The 19,432-nt window shown below is 72.0% G+C and carries 19 protein-coding genes; 6 read left to right on the forward strand and 13 right to left on the reverse strand.

Going from position 1 to position 19,432, the window contains the following annotated elements; genetic code table 11:
- Positions 1-80: 80 nt before the first annotated feature.
- Positions 81-1,505 carry an MFS transporter gene (locus tag ABZ342_RS37815; RefSeq protein WP_360483639.1) on the forward strand — a complete coding sequence of 475 codons (1,425 nt, stop codon included), beginning with the start codon at positions 81-83 and terminating at the stop codon, positions 1,503-1,505.
- Here ABZ342_RS37815 and ABZ342_RS37820 read toward each other — a convergent pair.
- From ABZ342_RS37820 to ABZ342_RS37840, 5 genes are all read right to left on the reverse strand, one after another.
- Positions 1,483-1,827: a DUF3817 domain-containing protein gene (locus ABZ342_RS37820; RefSeq protein ID WP_155542166.1), complete on the reverse strand. Its 345-nt coding sequence runs from the start codon at positions 1,825-1,827 to the stop codon at positions 1,483-1,485. The genes ABZ342_RS37815 and ABZ342_RS37820 overlap by 23 nt on opposite strands.
- 23 nt (positions 1,828-1,850) lie before the next feature.
- Positions 1,851-2,249, reverse strand: coding sequence for a hypothetical protein (locus ABZ342_RS37825; RefSeq protein WP_196425249.1), 399 nt, complete (start codon positions 2,247-2,249; stop codon positions 1,851-1,853).
- Positions 2,250-2,373: 124 nt separating this feature from the next.
- Positions 2,374-3,288 (reverse strand): lytic murein transglycosylase, encoded by a 915-nt coding sequence (locus tag ABZ342_RS37830; RefSeq protein ID WP_360483643.1) that lies wholly within the window; start codon positions 3,286-3,288, stop codon positions 2,374-2,376.
- Positions 3,289-3,406: 118 nt separating this feature from the next.
- Positions 3,407-3,889: a helix-turn-helix transcriptional regulator gene (locus ABZ342_RS37835; protein ID WP_155542164.1), complete on the reverse strand. Its 483-nt coding sequence runs from the start codon at positions 3,887-3,889 to the stop codon at positions 3,407-3,409.
- 359 nt (positions 3,890-4,248) lie between these two features.
- Positions 4,249-4,404, reverse strand: coding sequence for a hypothetical protein (locus ABZ342_RS37840; RefSeq protein WP_285483651.1), 156 nt, complete (start codon positions 4,402-4,404; stop codon positions 4,249-4,251).
- A 135-nt stretch (positions 4,405-4,539) separates the two neighbouring features.
- On the opposite strand from ABZ342_RS37840, the gene ABZ342_RS37845 reads away from it, so the two are divergent.
- Positions 4,540-5,313, forward strand: a complete 774-nt coding sequence (locus tag ABZ342_RS37845; RefSeq protein ID WP_360483647.1) for a crotonase/enoyl-CoA hydratase family protein — start codon at positions 4,540-4,542, stop codon at positions 5,311-5,313.
- Positions 5,314-5,585: 272 nt separating this feature from the next.
- Complete coding sequence (locus tag ABZ342_RS37850) at positions 5,586-6,116, forward strand: GNAT family protein (RefSeq protein WP_155542162.1); 531 nt, start codon at positions 5,586-5,588, stop codon at positions 6,114-6,116.
- Here ABZ342_RS37850 and ABZ342_RS37855 read toward each other — a convergent pair.
- Together ABZ342_RS37855 and ABZ342_RS37860 are read right to left on the reverse strand one after the other, a co-directional pair.
- The gene (locus ABZ342_RS37855; RefSeq protein WP_360483651.1) at positions 6,113-7,249 is read right to left on the reverse strand and encodes a CaiB/BaiF CoA-transferase family protein; all 1,137 of its coding nucleotides are present in this window, start codon (positions 7,247-7,249) and stop codon (positions 6,113-6,115) included. The two genes, ABZ342_RS37850 and ABZ342_RS37855, sit on opposite strands and share 4 nt — an antisense overlap.
- An 11-nt stretch (positions 7,250-7,260) precedes the next feature.
- Positions 7,261-8,412, reverse strand: a complete 1,152-nt coding sequence (locus ABZ342_RS37860; RefSeq protein ID WP_155542160.1) for an acyl-CoA dehydrogenase family protein — start codon at positions 8,410-8,412, stop codon at positions 7,261-7,263.
- A 94-nt stretch (positions 8,413-8,506) separates the two neighbouring features.
- Here ABZ342_RS37860 and ABZ342_RS37865 point away from each other — a divergent pair, with 94 nt between their 5' ends.
- The 3 genes from ABZ342_RS37865 to ABZ342_RS37875 all read left to right on the forward strand — a co-directional run bounded on the left by ABZ342_RS37865 (position 8,507) and on the right by ABZ342_RS37875 (position 11,939).
- On the forward strand, positions 8,507-9,124 hold the full coding sequence (locus ABZ342_RS37865; RefSeq protein ID WP_155542159.1) for a TetR/AcrR family transcriptional regulator: 618 nt from the start codon (positions 8,507-8,509) through the stop codon (positions 9,122-9,124).
- 84 nt (positions 9,125-9,208) lie between these two features.
- A complete protein-coding gene (locus tag ABZ342_RS37870; RefSeq protein ID WP_360483655.1) occupies positions 9,209-10,219 on the forward strand; it encodes a hypothetical protein in 1,011 nt (336 codons plus the stop codon).
- Positions 10,220-10,328: 109 nt separating this feature from the next.
- Complete coding sequence (locus ABZ342_RS37875; protein ID WP_360483658.1) at positions 10,329-11,939, forward strand: succinic semialdehyde dehydrogenase; 1,611 nt, start codon at positions 10,329-10,331, stop codon at positions 11,937-11,939.
- Between the two features lie 141 nt (positions 11,940-12,080).
- Here ABZ342_RS37875 and ABZ342_RS37880 read toward each other — a convergent pair whose 3' ends face one another.
- From ABZ342_RS37880 to pyk, 6 genes are all read right to left on the reverse strand, one after another.
- Positions 12,081-15,104, reverse strand: coding sequence for an AAA family ATPase (locus tag ABZ342_RS37880; RefSeq protein ID WP_360483661.1), 3,024 nt, complete (start codon positions 15,102-15,104; stop codon positions 12,081-12,083).
- 61 nt (positions 15,105-15,165) lie between these two features.
- Positions 15,166-15,375: a hypothetical protein gene (locus ABZ342_RS37885; protein WP_155542155.1), complete on the reverse strand. Its 210-nt coding sequence runs from the start codon at positions 15,373-15,375 to the stop codon at positions 15,166-15,168.
- A 161-nt stretch (positions 15,376-15,536) separates the two neighbouring features.
- A complete protein-coding gene (locus ABZ342_RS37890) occupies positions 15,537-15,752 on the reverse strand; it encodes a DUF397 domain-containing protein (protein WP_155542154.1) in 216 nt (71 codons plus the stop codon).
- Positions 15,753-15,766: 14 nt separating this feature from the next.
- A complete protein-coding gene (locus ABZ342_RS37895; protein WP_155542153.1) occupies positions 15,767-16,669 on the reverse strand; it encodes a helix-turn-helix transcriptional regulator in 903 nt (300 codons plus the stop codon).
- Positions 16,670-17,051: 382 nt separating this feature from the next.
- Positions 17,052-17,948: an acyl-CoA thioesterase II gene (locus ABZ342_RS37900; protein WP_155542152.1), complete on the reverse strand. Its 897-nt coding sequence runs from the start codon at positions 17,946-17,948 to the stop codon at positions 17,052-17,054.
- A gap of 36 nt (positions 17,949-17,984) precedes the next feature.
- Complete coding sequence (gene pyk, locus ABZ342_RS37905) at positions 17,985-19,409, reverse strand: pyruvate kinase (RefSeq protein ID WP_155542151.1); 1,425 nt, start codon at positions 19,407-19,409, stop codon at positions 17,985-17,987.
- Positions 19,410-19,432: the final 23 nt, after the last annotated feature.

Consider the following 19,432-nt stretch of genomic DNA (forward strand, 5'->3'; position numbering starts at 1 on the left):
GAGACACTCTCCATATTATCGGATCGCACCCAAGCGGAGAAACTCTCCGCTTACCTCCGTACTCCTTGGGGGAGTATCTCTTGTCCCAGCAAACGATCCATCCTGCGGTCGAGCCTGCCCCGGCGCGCCGCAGCGGGCTGGTCCTCGCGATCATCCTCACCTGTCAGCTCATGCTCATCCTCGACGCGACAGTCATGAACGTCGCGCTCCCGCGCATCCAGGCCGACCTGGGGTTTTCGGCCACCGGCCTGTCCTGGGTGATGACGGCCTACAGCCTGGTCTTCGGCGGTCTCCTGCTGCTCGGCGGCCGCGCCGGCGACCTGTTCGGGCGACGCCGGATGTTCGTCGCGGGCACCGCACTGTTCACCCTCGCGTCGCTGGCCGGCGGCCTCGCCGGCTCGGCCACGCTGCTCATCGCCGCCCGCGTCCTGCAGGGCGTCGGCGCCGCCATGGCCGGTCCGAGCACCCTGGCGCTGGTCACGACCACGTTCACCGAGGCCAAGGCCCGCATCCGGGCGCTCGCGCTGTTCTCCGCCATGTCCAGTGGCGGGTTCGCGATCGGCCTGATCGTCGGCGGCCTGCTCACCGAGTGGATCTCGTGGCGCGCCGCGCTGTTCATCAACGTCCCGTTCGGCCTGGCGATCGTGCTGCTCGCACCCCGGTTCGTCCCCGAACCGGCCCGCCGGCCCGCGCACCTCGACCTGCCCGGCGCGATCACCGGCACCCTGGGCGTCGGCTCGCTCGTGTTCGCCTTCACCCACGCGGCGTCCGACGGCTGGGGCAACCCGGTGACGCTCGGCTCGCTCGCCGGCGGGCTGGCGCTGCTGACGGCGTTCGTCGCGATCGAGGCCCGCACCGCGATGCCGCTGGTCCCGCTCCGGCTGTTCGCCGACCGCGACCGCAGCGCGGCCTACGTCAACTTCTTCCTCGGCCCGATGGCCATGATGTCGATGTTCTTCTTCCTCACCCAGTTCATGCAGGACATCCGGCACTTCGCCGCACTTGCCACCGGCTTCGCGTTCCTGCCGATGGCGGCGCTGATCTTCACGATGAGCCGGCTCGTGCCGCGGCTGCTCCCGCGCTACGGCCCGAAGCCGCTCGCCGTCACCGGCACGCTGCTGATGCTGGCGGGCGTCGGCTGGCTGGCGATGCTGACGACCACCAGCGCGTACTTCCCCGCGTTGCTGGGGCCGCTGGTGCTGATGGGGCTCGGCGGCGGGCTGGCGTTCGCGCCGCTCAACGTGATCGTGATGGCCACCGTGCCGAACGACGACGCGGGCGCGGCGGGCGGCGTCCTGCAGACGATGCAGCAGGTCGGCAGCACGCTGGGGCTGGCCGTGCTGGTCACGGTGTTCGGCGCGACGACCCGCTCGTCGGGCGCGACGGGAGCTCAGCTCGCCGTCGACGGCATGACGTCGGCCTTCGCGACGGCCGCGGTGTTCGCGGCGGGCACGGTCCTGGTGGCGCTGACGTTCCGGCGGGTTACAGCTTCTGCCCGGCCTTGACCTTGTGCGTCACCCGGCGCTCGACGAGGAACGAGACGAACGGGACGCAGCCGGCCAGCAGCACGAGCACGGTGCCCTTGATCGACCAGCGGGCCTTGATCGCCAGGTCGATGGTCAGCACGAGGTAGATCATGTACAGCACGCCGTGGATCGGCGAGTAGACCGCCGACGGCGTCGGGTTGTCGAAGCCGTAGCGCAGCACCATGACGAAGCAGAGGCCGAGCAGCCCGACGCCGGTGACGTAGGCGGCGGTGCGGAACCGGACGAGGGGGCCGGCGAGCGGCACCGCGGTCTGGGCGGCACCTTCGGTGCTGGTGGTCATCGGGACGTCCTCACTCTGCGGCCTCACTCGGCGGCCTGCTGGTCGCGGGCGTTCAGCTCGCGCAGGTAACGGTTGTACGCGGCCAGCTCCTCGTCCTCGTCCGTCGGCCGCACGTCGGGCCGGGGACGGGGAGCGGGCACCTCGGCGACGGGGGCCGGCTTCGGGCGGTCGTCCGCGGTGCCGTCGGCCTCGGCCTTCTGGCGGAGCTTGCGGATCCGCCAGAACATGAAGGCCGGGAACAGGCCGAAGAGCGGCCACTGCAGGACGTACCCGAGGTTCTGGAAGGTGCCGTTCGCCGAGGTGAAGCGGTCCCACTGCCACCAGGCGAGCCCGCAGCAGACGAGCAGGCTCACCAGGCACGTCGCGGCGATCGCGATCCGGCGTCCCCAGGGGGAAGCCGCCGGCGAAGGGGAAGCTGGCACGCTCCGACGCTAGCACTGGGCGGCTGAGGGCCGGCGGCCGACTTGCGCGCCGGGTGGCGTCGCTCTCAGCGCAGGTCGGGTGGGTTCACGTGGCCTTGACCTGGCGGCCGGGTGGGCCCGAAACTCAGCCTTGCCTGCGCACCGACTGGGCGCCCTTCGCATAGCCATCGGCCAGGCCGAACACCTTCTGCGCGTACTCCGTCGAGTTGTTGTACGACAGGATCCCGGCCCACCACCCCGAAGGGCTCGCCATGTCGCGCCCGCCCGCGCACAGATAACGCGCCGCCCCCAAGGCCGCGTCGTCGATCTGCTGGGGGTCGCCGAGGCCGTCGCCGTTGCCGTCCGATGCCCACTTGCGCCACGTGCTCGGGATGAACTGCATCGGGCCGACCGCCCGGTCGACACCGGCGTCGCCGTCGTAGCGGCCGCCGTCCGTGTCGCCGATCGCCTGGACGCCCGCCGATCCGTCGAGGGGGACGCCGATGATCGGCTTGGACGGGCGGCCGTCCGCGCCGAGGACCGCGCCCGCGTACTGCCCGTGGTTCGACTCGATCCGGCCGATGCCGGCGAGCGTGGCCCACGAGATCTTGCACTTCGGCTGGTCCGCGCGCATCGCCAGCTCGGCGTTGCCGTACGCCTGCAGCGCCCGCGCCGGGACTCCGGTCGCCGCGGCGACCTGGGTCGCCCACTGGGACAGCGTCGCCGGGCCGGTGCTGCGGGCCTGCTGGGGAGACGTCTGCTGCTCGGCCCCGCCCGCGACCGCACCGCCGGCCGGCGCGACCGACCCCGGGCGGACGTCGGCCGCCTTGACCTGCAGGGCGGGGATTTCGGTGGTGAGCGGGCTCGCCTCCGGCGTCGACGCGCGGGTGACGAGCCAGATCCCGCCGCCGGCCACGGCCAGCACGGCGAGGACCACGATCAGCCGGGTGAGCACCGCGACACTCGCGGAGCGCGGCGCCGGTGCCGGTGCGGCGGGGGCGGCTTCCTCGACGCTCGCGTCGATCGGGTCGTCCTCGTTCTTTCCGGTCCTGGTGCGCACGTAACTCCGGTCCTCCAGCGTGGTGTCGACGAAGTGTCAACGAGCCCGCGCAGGTTAGCGTTACGCGGGTCGTCGCGATCGTCTCACCACACCGGTTCACCCGGCCGAGTGGAAACGGTCAGGCGGACTTCTGCTGCCGCGCGAGGCGCGCGACGCACCAGGCCGGGGCACTGCCGCGGCGGAGGTGCTGAAGGACGGTCATCGGCCCGAGCCGGCGGCTCAGGTCGGACGGCGCGAGCCCGGCCGCCCGGTAGTCGAGGGCCCGCTGGTCGAGCGGGCTGAGACCGGCGTCCCACCACTCCTCGGCCTCGGCGACGCCGCCGACCATCTGCCACCAGCCCGCGGCGGCGGTGAGGAGCTCTTCGGGTACTTCCGGCAACCGGCGCCGCATCGCGTCGAGGTAGCCGGGATCGGCCGCCTCGACCGGGACGAACCGCTGCTGCCCCGTACGGGCACGCTGGCCGGGGATGCCCGGAGCCTGCGCAGGCGCGTCCGCCAGCCACGCGGACGCGATGCGGTCGACCTCCTGCTCTTCGGGGGTCTGCTCGCGCTCCGCGGCCCATTGCCGGATCAGCGCGTCCACTCCGGGATCTCCGGTCATCCCTGCCTCCTTGTAGGTCCCCGACGGACAGGCCTGACACCTGTCCCACGCGGTGGTGCCGCACGCACCAACCTGCACCTTGCTGAGTGGAAACTGCCTGCGTACCGGGGTTCTCCGGGGGGATGGCGAACCACCCGATCACGCAATGTGAGCACCGTAGGGCCGGGGTGGTCTCCTTCGCCAGACCCCGGCAGGCACGAATTCGCCGACCTGCGCGTTTTCGGCCGCAATCCACCCGGATGGTCGAGTGTTCGGTCCGAAATCCGAGATTCGTGACACTCAGTGATTTACCGTCCGCTAACACACAGGGTGACGACCGGCGCCGCCTTTTGCGGCGCCGGTCAGAGCGTTTCCGGTGGTCAGGAGAAGAGCGACCGGAAGAACGTCACGATCGCTTCGGCGCCGTCCTTGAGCCAGCCGAGGACGCGGTGCACGAAGTCCGCGGACTGGGTGGGCTGGGTGATCAGGAAGAACAGCACGAGCGCGACGACACCGACGATCAGAACTTTCTTCATGCCGCTCGACATGCGCTTCCTCCCCGGCTCGCCGTCCCCGTCCTGGGAGTGGCCACGTCAATACTCTAGGGAAGGCGTGCCCCGAAGACACCCCGATCAACCCCCGATCACCCCGACCGGCCCCGAGGAGCGGCGATGACCCGGAACGTACTGGTCGAGCGGGACGGCGCGGTGACGACGGTCACCATCGACCGCCCCGCCGCCCGCAACGCCGTCGACGGGCCGACCGCGGCCGAGCTCGCCGAGGCGTTCCGCGAGTTCGACGCGGACCCCGGCGCCGCCGTCGCGGTCCTCACCGGATCGGGTGGCGCGTTCTGCGCCGGAGCGGACCTCAAGGCGATCGGCACCGACCGGGTGAACCGCACTCACCCGGACGGGGACGGCCCGATGGGCCCGACCCGGATGCGCCTCGGCAAGCCGGTGATCGCCGCCGTGCACGGGCACGCCGTCGCGGGCGGGCTGGAGCTGGCGCTGTGGTGCGACCTGCGGGTCGCGGACGCGACGGCGGTGTTCGGGGTGTTCTGCCGCCGCTGGGGGGTGCCGCTGATCGACGGCGGCACGGTCCGGCTGCCACGGCTGATCGGCCAGTCCCGCGCGATGGACCTGATCCTGACCGGCCGGGCCGTCGAGGCGCCCGAAGCGCTGGAGATCGGCTTGGCGAACCGGCTCGTCCCGGCCGGCGAAGCGGTTTCCGCGGCGCAGGAGCTGGCGCGGCAGCTCGCGGCGTTCCCGCAGCAGTGCCTGCGGGGCGACCGGCTCTCGGCGCTCGAGCAGTGGGGGAAGTCCGAAGAGGACGCGCTCGCGACGGAGTTCCGGGCGGCGATGGGCGCGGGGGTGCTGGCGGCGGAAGCGGTCGACGGCGCGGCCCGGTTCGCCGGCGGCGAGGGCCGACACGGCACTTTCACGTGATCAGAGGGGCATCACCCGTGACTGCAGGGGCATCACCTGTGCTTGAGGAGTCGACACGCGTGACTGGGAGGTCGACATGCGTGACTGCGGGGTCGACACGGCGAAGCCGATCGTCCCCGCCGTGTCGACCCTCCAGTCACGCGTGTCGACCCTCCGATCACGCGTGATGCCTGGCTGGTCACGGGGTTTCGGTCGGTGACCGGCCATGGCTCGACCGGGTGGATCACGGAGAACCGGGGCGGTTCCGGTCGGGCGGCCGATAGGGTCGCCGGATGGACGACGATGTTCCGAGAGTCGTGCTCCGGCCCGTGGCCGAAGGCGATCTCGACCTCCTGGAACGGCTGACCAACGATCCCGTCGCCGCCGGGGAGCACCAGTGGTTCGGCTGGCACGATCCCGGCTACCTGCGCCGCCGCTGGCAGGAGACCGGCATGCTCACCACCGAAACCGGGATGCTCGTGCCGACCCTCGGCGGCCGCATCCTCGGTCTCGTCTCCTGGCACCGCAGCCGCACCGGGCCGACGTCCTACTGCTGGAACGTCGGGCTCGTGCTGGCGCCGGAAGCGCGTGGCCACGGCTACGGCACCGAAGCCCAGCGGCTGCTCGCCGAGTACCTCTTCGCCCACACCCAGCTCAACCGGGTCGAAGCGACGACCGAGGTCGGCAACCGCGCCGAACAGCGCTCGCTCGAGAAAGCCGGCTTCACGCGCGAAGGCATCCTTCGCGGCTACGGCTTCCGTGACGGCGAGTGGCGCGACAGCGTCGTCTACTCGGTCGTGCGCTCCGACCTGGCGAAGACCTAGGCGATCGCCCCCGCCGAACGCAGGGCGCCGAGGTCCGTGACGCCCAGTTCGGCGAGCACGGCTTCGGTGTCGGATCCCTTGGCACGCGGGGCTTCCGGCGTCTCGGGCGGGGTGCGGCCGAACCGCGGGGCCGGCGCGGGCTGGACCATGCCGCCGATCTCGACGAACGTTCCGCGCGCCGCGTTGTGCGGGTGTTGCGGAGCCTCCGAAGGCGACAGCACCGGCGTCAGGCAGGCGTCGGTGCCTTCGGCGCGCGCGACGAGGTCGTCGCGGGTGTGCTTGGCGATCGCCCCCGCCACGATCTCGCGAAGGCGGGGCCACTGCGAACTGTCGATGTGCAGCGGCAGCTCCGCCGGGTCCAGCTCGAGGACCTTCACGAAGTCGCCCCAGAACCGCATCTCGATCGCGCCGACGGCGACGTACTTGCCGTCCGCGGTCTCGTAGGTGTCGTAGAAGGGGGCGCCTCCGTCGAGCATGTTCTCGCCGCGGCCGCCGCCCCAGAGCCCGGCCGCGGCCATGCCGTGCAGGCTCGTGGTGAGCAGCGCGGCGCCGTCCACCATCGACGCGTCGACGACCTGCCCGCGGCCCGAGGTGTTCCGTTCGTACAGCGCGGCCAGGATGCCCATCGCCAGCAGCAGCCCGCCGCCGCCGAAGTCGCCGACGAGGTTGAGCGGCGGCACCGGCCGCTCGCCCGCGCGCCCGATCGGCTCGAGCGCGCCGGAGATGCCGATGTAGTTGATGTCGTGCCCGGCCGCGGTGGCCAGCGGGCCGTCCTGGCCCCAGCCGGTCATCCGGCCGTAGACCAGCCGCGGGTTGCGGGCGTGGACGACGTCGGGGCCGAGCCCGATCCGTTCGGCGACGCCGGGGCGGAAGGGCTCGATGAGGATGTCGGCGGTGTCGCACAGCTTCAGCACCAGTTCGACACCCTCGGGCGTCTTGGTGTTGATGCCGACCGAGCGGCGGCCGCGGGCGAGCGGGTCGGTCTGGATGCCCAGCACGTCCTCCCCCGGTGCCGCGCGGTCGACGCGGACGACGTCGGCACCGAGGTCGGAAAGGATCATCGCGGCGAACGGGCCGGGGGCGAGCCCGGCCAGTTCCACCACCTTCAGGCCGCTGAGCGGACCTGCTTTCATGTCGGGTCCTTTCAGAGCGAGCGGGAGATGATTTCCTTCATGATTTCGCTGGTACCACCGAAGATCCGCGAGATCCGGACGTCGGCCCACGCGCGCGCGATCGGGTACTCGGACATGTAGCCGTAGCCGCCGAAGAGCTGCACGCAGTCGTCGATCACCTTGTTGACGCGCTCGGTGGTCCACAGCTTCGCCATCGCCGCGCCCTGGACGTCGAGCTCGCCCTTGAGGTGGCGTTCGATGCACTGGTCGAGGAACGCCCGCGCGACGGCGGCCTCGGTGGCGGCCTCGGCGAGCTTGAACTTGGTGTTCTGGAAGGAAAAGATGGGCCGGCCGAACGCCGTGCGCTCCTTCGTGTACTCCAGCGTGAGGTCGACCGCGGCCTCCAGGCCGGCCACCGCGGTGACGGCGATGATCAGCCGTTCCTGCGGCAGCTGCAGCATCAGCTGGAAGAAGCCCTGGCCCTCGGCGTCGCCGAGGAGGTTGGCCGCGGGCACGCGGACGTCGTCGAAGAACAGCTCGGCGGTGTCCTGGCCCTTGAGACCGACCTTGTCGAGCACGCGGCCGCGGCGGAAGCCCGGGGTGTCGGTCTCGACCACGATCAGCGAGACGCCCTGCGCGCCCGCGTCCGGGTCGGTCTTGACCGCGACGACCACCAGGCCGGCGTGCAACCCGTTGGTGATGAAGGTCTTCGCGCCGTTGATGACGTAGTGGTCGCCGTCGCGCACCGCGCGGGTCTTGATGCCCTGCAGGTCGGAGCCGGTGCCGGGCTCGGTCATCGCGATCGCGCCGACCAGCTCGCCGCTGGCCATCTTCGGCAGCCACTCGCGCTTCTTCTCTTCGGCGGCGTACGCGTTGAGGTAGTGCGCGACGATTCCGTTGTGGACGGTCACGCCCCACGCGCTGTCGCCCGAGCGGGCCTGCTCTTCGTAGAGCACCGCCTCGTGGGCGAAGGTGCCGCCGCCCCCGCCGTACTCCTCGGGGATGGACAGGCAGAGCAGGCCGACGTCGCCGGCCTTGGTCCACAACTCGCGGTCGACCTTCTTCTCGGCCGCCCAGCGTTCCTGGTGCGGCACGGCCTCCTTCTGCAGGAACGACCGCGACAGCTCGCGGAGGTCGTCGAGCTCGGTCGTGCTCCAGGAGCTCTTCGGGAGTTGAAGCGGCACGGGACCCTCCTGCTGGAAAACATGACGATCAGCATGTAAGTTCTCTGCGGAATGTACATCCGTACCGGCCTGTAGGTAAAGCAGGGAGGCCGAAGTGACCGCGGCGGCACACCGGACCCAGGCGCAGCGGCGCGAACAGACCCGCACGGCGCTGCTCGACGCCACCATCGACTGCCTGGTGGACGTCGGGTACGCGCGCACGTCGGTGCAGGAGATCTGCGCCCGCGCCGGCGTCTCGAAGGGCGCGGTGCAGCACCACTTCACCGCGAAGGCCGAGCTGATGGCGGCCGCCGTCGAACACCTGACGACGAAGCTGCGCCGCCAGCTCGCCGCGTCGCTGGACGAGCTGCCCAGCGGCGGCACCGGCGTTGCCGCCGCGATCGACCTGCTCTGGACCGGCTACTCCGGCACCCTTTCCACCGCCGTCACCGAGCTGTGGGTCGCCGCCCGCACCGACCCCGAGCTGCGCGCGGCCATCCGCCCGGTCGACCGCGCGCTCGGCCGCGCCACGCTGGAGCACGTCACCCAGGTCGCCGGCGAGCTGCCGCCCGAACGCGCGGAAATGCTGTTCTGGCTCACCGTGAACCTGACCCGCGGGCTGGCGCTGGACGCCGAGCTCGGCGGCGACCCGAACCGGCGGCGGCAGCTGCTGGAAGAGTGGAAGCGGATCGCGGTGCTGCTCTACCAGGACGCAGCCACTGCGCCAAGCTGACCAGCCGGGCCCCGCAAGGGCTGGAATACCCCTTATCCCGCAGGCGGATTCGTGGTCCAATCCCCCCGGACGAGGGGAGCTCCGATGACCGCCAGCCCGTACCAGAACCCGTACGGCCCTCCCCCGGTGCAGCAGCCACCGCCGCCCCGGCCACCCGCCGACGCCGGCGCGCGCTTCCGGCTGATCGCCGCGATCGTCGGCGCCTTGGCCGCGGTGCTCGTGCTGGCCGGGTCGTTCCTCCCGCAGACGAAGTTCGAGCAGGTCGTCGGCGGCAAGGCCGAGAGCAGCCAGACGATCAGCGCTTGGACGCGCTCGTTCGACGTCGAGCCCAGCCCCGAGGCGAAGAAGTTCTACGAGAACACCCACGTCGCGCGCTACGGGATCCCGCTGTCGGCCGGCGCGCTGGTGCTGCTGGCCGGAGCCGGCCTGGCGTTCGCGGGTGCGCGGCGTTCGGCGGGTCCCGGAGTGCGCTCGGGCGCCCGGACGGCCCTCGTCGCCGGCGGTGCCGGGGTCGCCGCGGCGGTCTGGATGCTCGGCATGGACGTCTCGGCGACCTTGAGCTACGAGTCCGACGACGAGTCGCTCAGCTCCGTCTACTCGACCGGCATCGGGTTCTGGATCCTGATCGGCGGTGGCGCGCTGGGCGTGGTGACGCTGATCCTCGCGACGCTCGCCGGGCGGCGGGCGCCGGCCACCGCGCCGGCGGGATTCTCCCCGGGACCTTACGGCGGGCCGTACCAGCAGCAGCAGCGGCCGTACCCGGTTCCGCCGCAGCAGTACGGACCGCCCCACCCGGGTGCCCAGCCGCCGTACCCCGGCGGGCCGCAGCCGTACCCGGGTGCGCCGTCGTCACAGCCGTTCCCCGCACAGGGCGGACCGGTTTCGCAGCCCTTCCCGACACAGAGCGGACCCCCTTCGCAGCCTTTCCCGGCGCAGTCCGGTGAGGTGACGCCCGCGCCGGCCGACGGGCTGTCGTCGCGACTCGACGACGCTTACGGCGGCGCGACGCAGGCCCATCCACATCCTGGGCAGGAGCCGCCGTCGCCGACCGAGCCGAACTACCAGCTCCCGCCGCTGAACCCACCCAATACGTGAAACTTATTCACATCAGGCTGGACAACTGACGTACCGGCGGTATGGTGTACTCGTCGGTAACCTCTGCGCGGCACCGCGTGGACTCCGGACGCCGCGGAACGGAGACGTCATGACCAGCACGACCCCCGCGAACGCGGTCGAAGACACCCCCTTGCCGCCGACCGTCGGCGGCGTCGCCGGGGCTCCCGGCTCGGCACGGGCGGCCCAGCTCGTCGCCCGCGTGGCCGGCGGCGCCGACTCGGCGCCGATCCGCATGCACGCCCCCTTCACCGGGCAGCCGATCGCGACGCTGCCCCAGGCCACCGACGCCGACGTCCGCGCGGTGTTCGCCGGCGCTCGGACGGCCCAGCGGGCCTGGGCGGAGCGCTCCCCCGCCGAGCGCGCCCGCGTCCTCACCCGGCTGCACGACCTCGTGCTCGCCCGGCAGGACGAGGTGCTCGACCTGGTCCAGGTCGAGGCGGGCAAGGCGCGGCTCGACGCGTTCGACGAGGTCAGCGCGACCGCGCTGGTCGCGGCCTACTACGGCAAGCACGCCGCGAAGCTGCTCGCCCCGCGCCGGGTCGCCGGCGTCATCCCCGGCCTGACCCGGGCCGGCGAGATCCGGCACCCCAAGGGCGTCGTCGGCGTCATCTCGCCGTGGAACTACCCCCTCGCGCTCACCGCGATGGACGTCCTCCCGGCGCTGGCCGCCGGCAACGCCGTGGTGCAGAAACCGGACAACCAGACCGCGCTTTCGGCGCTGTGGCTGCAGGAGCTCGCCGAGGAGGCCGGGCTGCCGGCCGGGACCTGGCAGATCGTGCTCGGTCGCGGCTCGAAGATCGGCACCGCGCTGGTCGAGGAGTCGGACTACCTGTGCTTCACTGGCTCCACGCCGACCGGCAAGGAGCTGGCCGGCCAGGTGGCGAAGCGGCTGACGTCGTACTCGCTCGAGCTCGGCGGCAAGAACCCCATGGTCGTGCTGCCGGACGCCGACATCGCGAAGGCCGCGACGGGTGCGGTGACCGCGTGCTTCTCCTCGGCGGGCCAGCTGTGCGTGTCGGTCGAGCGGATCTACGTCCATGAAGACATCCGCGAGGAGTTCACCCGCGCGTTCGTCGCCCGGACCGCGGCGCTGAAGCTCGGCGGCGCGCTGGACTACCAGGCCCAGATGGGGTCGCTGACGTCGGAGGACCAGCTCGCGACGGTGTCGGCGCACGTCGAGGACGCCCGCGCGAAGGGCGCGTCCGTGCTCACCGGCGGCCGGGCCCGGCCCGACCTCGGCCCGCTGTTCTACGAGCCGACGGTGCTGTCCGGGGTCACGCCGGACATGGTGCCGTTCGCGGAGGAGACGTTCGGGCCGGTCGTCTCGATCTACGGCTACACCGACGTCACCGACGCAATCGACCGGGCCAACGACACGCCGTTCGGGCTCAACGCCAGCGTCTGGTCGCGCAACGGCCGCGCGGGCTGGGAGGTCGCGGCGCGGCTCAAGGCCGGGACGGTCAACGTCAACGAGGGCTACGCGGCGACGTTCGGCAGCGTCGGCGTCCCGATGGGCGGCATGAAGGACTCCGGCGTCGGCCGCCGCAACGGCGCCGAGGGACTCCTGAAGTACACGGAGTCCCAGTCGATCGCGCTGCAGCGCGGCTTGGCCCTCCGCCCGCCTCGCCGGGTCCCGGGTTCGCTGTGGTCCCGCGGCATGACCCTCGGCCTGAAAGCCCTCCGCCGCCTCCCCCGCTGACGTGAAGGAAGGGTCAGTACGCGTGATCGAAGGGTCATCACTCGTGATTTGAGGGGCGACACGGCGCCGGCTGCGAGCCCGGCCGTGTCGACCCTTCAATCACGCGTGTCGGCTCGGCAATCACGCGTGTCGACCCTCTGATCACGCGTGTTCGGCGGTGGGGGCCGTCAGGAGGCCGCGGTCGTAGGCGATCGCGACCGCTTCCGCGCGGCGGCTCGCGCCGAGTTTCGCCATCACGCGGGACAGGTGGACGCTCACCGTCTTTTCGCTGATGTACAGCTCTTCGCCGACCTGGCGGTTCGTGCGGCCCAGGGCCACGCGCTCGAGGACGTCGCGCTCGCGGTCGGTCAGCGGGTCGGCCACCGTGCGGGCCGGGGCCGCCGGCTCGACGCCCGCCAGCTCGACGCGGGCGCGGTGCGCCAGGTCGCGGACGGCGTCGCGCAGCGGGATCGCGCCGAGGCGGACGGCCACGGCGTGGGCCGCCTCGATGGCCGCGCCCGCGTCACCGTCCGCCGCCAGCAGGGCTTCGGCCTCGTGCCAGTGGCAGATCGCCTGCTCGTACACGGCGCCGTAGCCGAACGCCGCCGCCGCGGCCGCCCACTTCTCCGCGTCGCCCCGGCCGGTCAGGCAGGACGCCGCCGCCTCCAGCCGGGCCAGCCACGCCCGGCCCTCCGGCCCGAGCGTCCCGGACCGCGGTTGCCCGACGACCGCGCACATCCGGCCGTGCGCCAGCATCCGCTCGCCGGCCGCCACCGCGGCGGCGGCCGTGGCCTGGTCGCCGCGGACCCGGGCCTCGGCGGCCTGCGCGGCCGCGGCGGTCACCCCGACCGCGGCCACCCGGATGCCGGCCAGCAGACCGGGTTCGATCCGTTCCAGCCAGCCGATGAGGTCCTCGGCGCGTCGCACGGCCTCGGCGTGGTCACCCCGCCAGTACGCCAGCTGGATGCCCGCGTCCCCGACCGACAGCGGGATCTGCATGTCCGCCGTCCAGTGCTGGCGCAACCCGGCGACGAGCTTCGCGGCTTCGTCGAACCGGCCGCGCGCGACGACGAACAGCGACCAGATCGCCAGGATCCGCGCGGCGACCGCGCTGGACACCCCACGCCCGGCCCGGCTGGCGCTCTCGTCCGGCCAGTCGCCCATCAGGTAGCGCAGGGTCAGCTGCCGGGCGCGCAGCTCCAGCCCGTAGACGCTCCAGCTGAGCCCGGTCTCTTCCGCCCGGGCGACGCCGCTCGTGACGTGGTCCAGCGCTTCGGCGAAGTCGGCGTGGTCGTCGTAGCTCAGTGCCAGGAAGTACGTCGCGCGCATCTCGGTGTTCGGCGCGCCGGCGTCCCGTGCCTTCCGCTGTGCCTTGCGCAGCCACTCCCGTGCCTCGGCGGGATCGCCCGCGGAGTCGGCGAGCGTGCCCAGGGTGACCAGGGCCGCGGCCTCCGCGGCCGCCGCCCCGACCGCCTGCGCGTCGGCGACCGCGGCGCGCGCGCTCTCCAGCGCCGCCTCCGGCTGTTCGAGGATCCGCAGGAACCCGGCGCGGCCCGCCAGCACCCACGCGCGCGTGCCGCTCGGCTCGGTGTCCTTCACCAGGTCCCAGGCGCGGTCGATGGCCGCGGTCGCCTCGTCGAGGGTGCCTTCCAGCGCCAGCAAGGCCTCGGCGAGCCGCCGCCACGTCTTGGCCGCGCGGTCGGCCGCCGTGTCCGGCTTCAAGGCTTGCGTGGCCGACCGCGCGAAGGCCACGGCGCGCTCGGGCTCGCCGGACGTGCCCGCGAAGTAGGACGCCTCGTGCAGCAGCCGCAGCTCGTCGAACCCGTCGGGCCGCTCGGCCTCCGGGACCGCGTCCCAGATGGACAGTGCCTGCTCGACGTGCTGCAGCGCCGACCCGGGCGCGCCGAGCTTCTCGGCCTCGTCCATCGCGCGCAGCAGCGCCGGCAGCGCGGTGACCAGGTCGCTGCTCTGCATCGAGTGGTAGGCCAGCTTCGCGTCGTGGCCGCGGCCCTGCGGCCGCGCCTGGATCCGGGCGGCGTACGCGGCGTGCGTGCGCGACCGCTCCCCCGGCAGCAGGTCGCCGTAGACCGCTTCCTGCAGCAACGCGTGCCGGAACGTGTAGGAGCCGTCGGACAGCACCACCAGGACGTGGTGCTGGACGGCTTCGCGCAGCGCCTCGTCGAGCTCCAGCTCCCCCAGCCCCGAGACCTCGGCGAGCGCGCCGTGCATCACCGGCTCGTTCGCCACCGAGATCACGCGGGCCACCCGGCGGGTGTCCGGCGAGAGGCGCTCGAGCCGGGACAGCAGCACTTCGGCGAGCCCGGCGGGCAGGTCGTTGCACTCGGTCTGGGTGGCGAGCAGCTCCTCGGCGAAGAACGGGTTGCCCTCGGACCGGGCGACGATGTCGGCCACGACGTCGGCCGGCATCGGCTCGTCGGCCAGCGCCTCGACGAACTTCCGGGCGTCGGCGGTACCGAAGGGGTGGAGGTCGACGCGCTCGACGGTGGCGAGGCGGACCAGCTCCGACAGCAGGCCGCGCAGCGGGTGACGCCGGTGCACGTCCTCCTCGCGGTAGCTGCCCACGACCAGCAGCCGCTGCGCCCGCAGCCTGCTGAGCAGGAAGGACAGCAGGTTGCGGGTCGAGGCGTCGGCCCAGTGGAGATCCTCCAGGAGGATCACCACCGGGCGCGCCTGGGCGATCTCGGTCAGCACCCCCAGTACCGCGTCGAACAACTGCAGCTGGCCGAGATCCTGCTCGGGCCGGGGACGCACCATGGTCTCCCGGTCGTTCGAGGTCATCGGCGGGTGTTCGGCCGGGCGCGGTTCCTCCAGACCCTGGCCCTGCGGCAACAGCCGCCCGAGCGCGGGCCGGAGCCGCACCGCGGCGGCCACCGCCGGGTCCGCCGAGCTGCCCAGCGGGGCGAGCGCTTCGGCGAACGGAAGATAAGGAAGACCGCCTTCGCGGACGTCGATGCAGCGGCCGGTGAGCACCAGCCCGCCGCTCGCCTCGACGTGCTCGCCGAGCGCGGTCAGCAACCGGGTCTTGCCGACCCCGGCGTCCCCCGAGAGCAGCACCGCGCCGGCTTCGCCACGTTCTGCCCTGGCGAAGGCGGCGCGGAGCCGCCGCATCTCGTGGGTACGGGCGACGAGCGGGATTCCGGAGCCGAGTCGGGGCACGATCAGCATTGTTGCCTACCCCACCGACAGTTTCCGACCGCTTATCGCCTTCGACACCATCTCGCCGCCCCTACCGGGCGGTCTCGCCGACGCCCGCGGTCTCCCGCGCGGCTTCGCGGCGCTCCTGCGCCGGCACGTCGACATCGGTGCGCGCGGCCCGCAGGTGGCGGACGGCGCGACGGGCGCGGACGGCCCAGGCGCTGCGCCCGGCCTTCCGCAGTTCCTCGGCCCGGTAAGCCGCTTCGGCCCGGACCGCGTCGAGCAGCAGATCGCTGTGCATCGTGTTTCCCCTTTGTCCCCGAGTTCACCGGTTGGTAGCACTCAGGTTCGTCCTGAGGGTCGGCCTCAGGCATCGGGTGATCACGTGGCCCTGGACGCGAAAAGACCCCTTACTCCCGGCCGAGCCCAGCTCGGCGGGGGTAAGGGGTCTTCGAAGCCGCCTCAGTCCTGCACGGGGCCGCCGGGCCGCACCGCGGCCAGCAGCCCCCGCCAACCGGATGCGGGGAGGCGGAAAGCACCACCTTCGGGGTCCTTCGAGTCGCGCAGCGCGGCACCGCCGGCGACGAACGCGACCTCGACGCAGTCGTTCCCGCCGCCGCTGTGGCTGCTCTTGCGCCACCGCACCCCGGACAGTGCCTCCGAAAACTCGTTCTCCATGGTCCCCAACTCCCTTACTGTGTTCTCGGTTCCAGATGGTGCACCGGAGCCGGTGCGGCAGCCTGTTCGGCGAACCGCCCGGCTGCCTCGGCGATCAGCTCCACCGAGTCGTCCGGCTTCAGTGCGGCCGCGCGCAGATGGTCGAACATCAGCCCGTAGCGCCGGACGTCTGTGGGTTCCTCCAGGTAGAGGCCGCTGGACGTGCTGTCGTCGACGTAGACGACGTCCGGGTCGGCCTGCTCGGGGAAGCCCATGATCAGGAAGGGACCCTCCATGCCCGGGTGCGCGCCGGCCCCGAACGGCACGACCTGGATGGTCACGTTCGGCTTCTCGGCGATCGCGAGCATGCGGTAGAGCTGCTCGGCCATCACCTCGGGGCCGTCGACGACGCGGCGCAGGACGGCTTCGTCCATCACCGCCCAGTACTCCGGCGGCGGGGTGTCGGACAGCAGCTCCTGGCGCGCCATCCGGGCGGCGACGCGGCGGCGGATCTCGGCGTCCTCGGCGTCCGGCCGCAGCGCCCGGATCACCGCGCGGGCGTACCTCTCGGTCTGCAGCAGCCCCGGCACCAGCAGGGCCTGGAACGCGCGCAGCGAGCTGGCGTCGGCTTCGAGCCCGACGAACGTGCCGGTGAAGACCTCGTTGTAGGCGTGCCACCAGCCACGCTTGCGGGCCTCCCTGGCCAGCTGGACGAGCGCCTCCTGCTCGTCGCCGGTGATGCCGTAGAGGGCCAGCATGTCCCGCGCGTCACGCGGGGTGACCCCGACGTGGCCGGTCTCGATGCGGCTGACCTTCGACGCGGAGCACTCGAGCTTCTCGCCCACCTCGTCGATCGTCAGGTCCGCGGCTTCGCGCAGCCGGCGGAGCTCGCCCGCGAGCCGCCGGCGGCGAACCGTGGGGCTCTGTCCCCTTGCCATCGCGCACCTCCGGATGTCGACGGCGTCGTAGCCGTTCGCTCGCTGCCAGTATCCAACATGAACGGCCGGGTAATCGCACGGCACCGATTACCGGACCCCGACGCGCGTCGTATCTGCAATTTGCAGAATGCTTCTGTATGCTCGCATCCTGCACTGAGACAGGATGCGACAAGGGCGCGGCGGGATTGCTCCCCCAGCCCTGCTCAGGGCCTGTGATCAGCGTAGACGATGACCGCGCGGCTCGCCGTGTGATCATCGGGAGTGGAGGTCCGGGACCGTCCCCCGATCGGTCCCGGCCCTCTTCCACCACGCCGTTGCCTTATTGGCAGAACGATTATTCCGCCCATTCGTCGCCCGCAAGGGTGATTTCCGGCAAACTTTTTCAGAGGACGCGCAGGAGTCCTTCTTGGACGACCGTCGCGATGAGCGTGCCGTCCGCACCGAAGAACCGTCCCGTGGCGAGGCCGCGCGCACCGGAGGCGGTCGGCGACGCGCTGTCGTAGAGGAACCACTCGTCGGCGCGGAACGGCCGGTGGAACCAGAGCGCGTGGTCGAGGCTCGCACCGAGCACCTTGTCGGTGTCCCAGTAGACGCCGTGGCGCGCCAGCACCGAGTCGAGCAGGGTCATGTCCGAGGCGTAGGTCAGCACGCAGACGTGCAGCAGCTGCTGGTCGGGCAGCTTCCCGTCGGCGCGCATCCACACCTGGTTGCGCGCGGGCCGCTCACCGGTCTCGCGGGTGACCCACGGCGGCTCGTTGACGTACCGCACGTCGATCGGCCGCGGCCGGCTGTGCGCGCCGATCGCGTAGCCCTCGGCGCGTTCCATCAGCGTCGGCAGCGTGTCCGGGGCCGGGACGCCCTCGGGCATCTCCTCCGCGTGCTCGATGCCCGGCTCGTCCTTCTGGAACGACGCCGAGAGCGAGAAGATCGCCTTGCCGTGCTGGATCGCGATGACGCGGCGGGTGGTGAACGACCGGCCGTCCCGGATCCGGTCGACCTCGTAGATGATCGGCACGCTCGGGTCGCCGCCGCGGATGAAGTACGCGTGCAGCGAGTGGACCCGCCGCTCCTCGGGGACCGTGCGCCCGGCCGCGACCAGCGCCTGGCCGGCGACCTGCCCGCCGAAGACCCGCACCGGCGAATGGGCGGGCGAGACGCCGCGGAAGATGTTCTCCTCGATCTTCTCGAGGTCCAGCAGCGCGATCAGGCGGTCCAGCACCGGCTGGCCGCCACCCGGGATCTCCAGCTCGGTGGCGGCCGTCCTGGCCATTTCAGTCATGGCCAGACCCTATGTGCTGCGGGGGTGGGGCGTCCCTTATGCGTGGTCGTCTTCACCGAGGCGGTGCACGTGGATGAGGTTCGTCGAGCCCACGGTGCCCGGCGGGGAGCCGGCCACGATGACGACCAGGTCGCCCTTCTGGTACTTGCCCATCTCCAGCATCGCGTGGTCGACCTGCTGGATCATCTGGTCGGTCGAGTCCACCCGCGGCACGATCTGGGTGGTGGTGCCCCAGGTCATCGACAGCTGGCTGCGCACGCAGTCCTCCGGCGTGAACGCCAGCAGCGGCAGCCGCGTGTGCAGCCGGGCCAGGCGGCGCACGGTGTCACCGGACTGGGTGAAGGCGACCAGCGCCTTCGCGTTGAGCCGCTCGCCGATGTCGCGGGCGGCGTAGGAGATCACGCCGCGCTTGGTGCGCGGGACGTGCGTCAGCGGCGGCACGATCGGCGAGTCGGTCTCGACCGCCTCGATGATCCGGCCCATCGTCTGGACGACCTCGATCGCGTACCGCCCGACGCTGGTCTCGCCGGACAGCATCAGCGCGTCGGCGCCGTCGAGGACGGCGTTCGCGACGTCGGAGGCCTCGGCGCGGGTCGGCCGGGAGTTGTTGATCATCGACTCGAGCATCTGCGTCGCGACGATGACCGGCTTCGCGTTCTCGCGGCAGATCTGGATGGCGCGCTTCTGCACCAGCGGGACCTGCTCCAGCGGCAGCTCGACGCCGAGGTCGCCGCGGGCGACCATCACCGCGTCGAAGGCCAGCACGATGGCCTCGAGGTTGTAGACGGCCTCGGGCTTCTCGATCTTGGCGACGACCGGGAGCCGTCCCTTGCCGACGCGGTCCATCACCTGGTGGACCAGGTCGATGTCGGCGGGCGAGCGGACGAAGGACAGGGCGATGAAGTCCACGCCCAGCTCGAGGGCGAACTCGAGGTCCTCGATGTCCTTCTCGGACATCGCCGGCACGGAGACGTCCATGCCGGGCAGCGAGACGCCCTTGTTGTTGCTGACCGGGCCGCCCTCGGTGACCTCGCACACGACGTCCTGGCCGTCGACCTCCTTGACCACCAGGCCGACCTTGCCGTCGTCGACGAGCAGGCGGTCACCGGGCTTGGCGTCCTTCGCCAGGCCCTTGTAGGTGGTCGAGACGCGGTCGTGGGTGCCCGCGACGTCCTCGACGGTGATCCGGACGATGTCGCCGGTGTGCCACTCGACCGGTCCGCCGGCGAACGTGCCGAGGCGGATCTTCGGGCCCTGCAGGTCGGCGAGGATGCCGACCGCCCGGCCACTCTCGGCAGCCGCGGCCCGGATGAGGTCGTAGACCTCCTTGTGGTCGCCGTGGCTGCCGTGGCTGAAGTTCATCCTGGCCACGTCCATGCCGGCATCCACCAGGGCCCGCATCTTCTCCGGCGTGGCAGTGGCAGGACCCAGGGTACAAACGATCTTCGCGCGTCGGCTCACGTTCGCACAGCGTAGTCCCTCTC

The sequence above is a fragment of the Amycolatopsis sp. NPDC005961 genome (genome assembly GCF_040629235.1).
Classification (GTDB): domain Bacteria; phylum Actinomycetota; class Actinomycetes; order Mycobacteriales; family Pseudonocardiaceae; genus Amycolatopsis; species Amycolatopsis camponoti.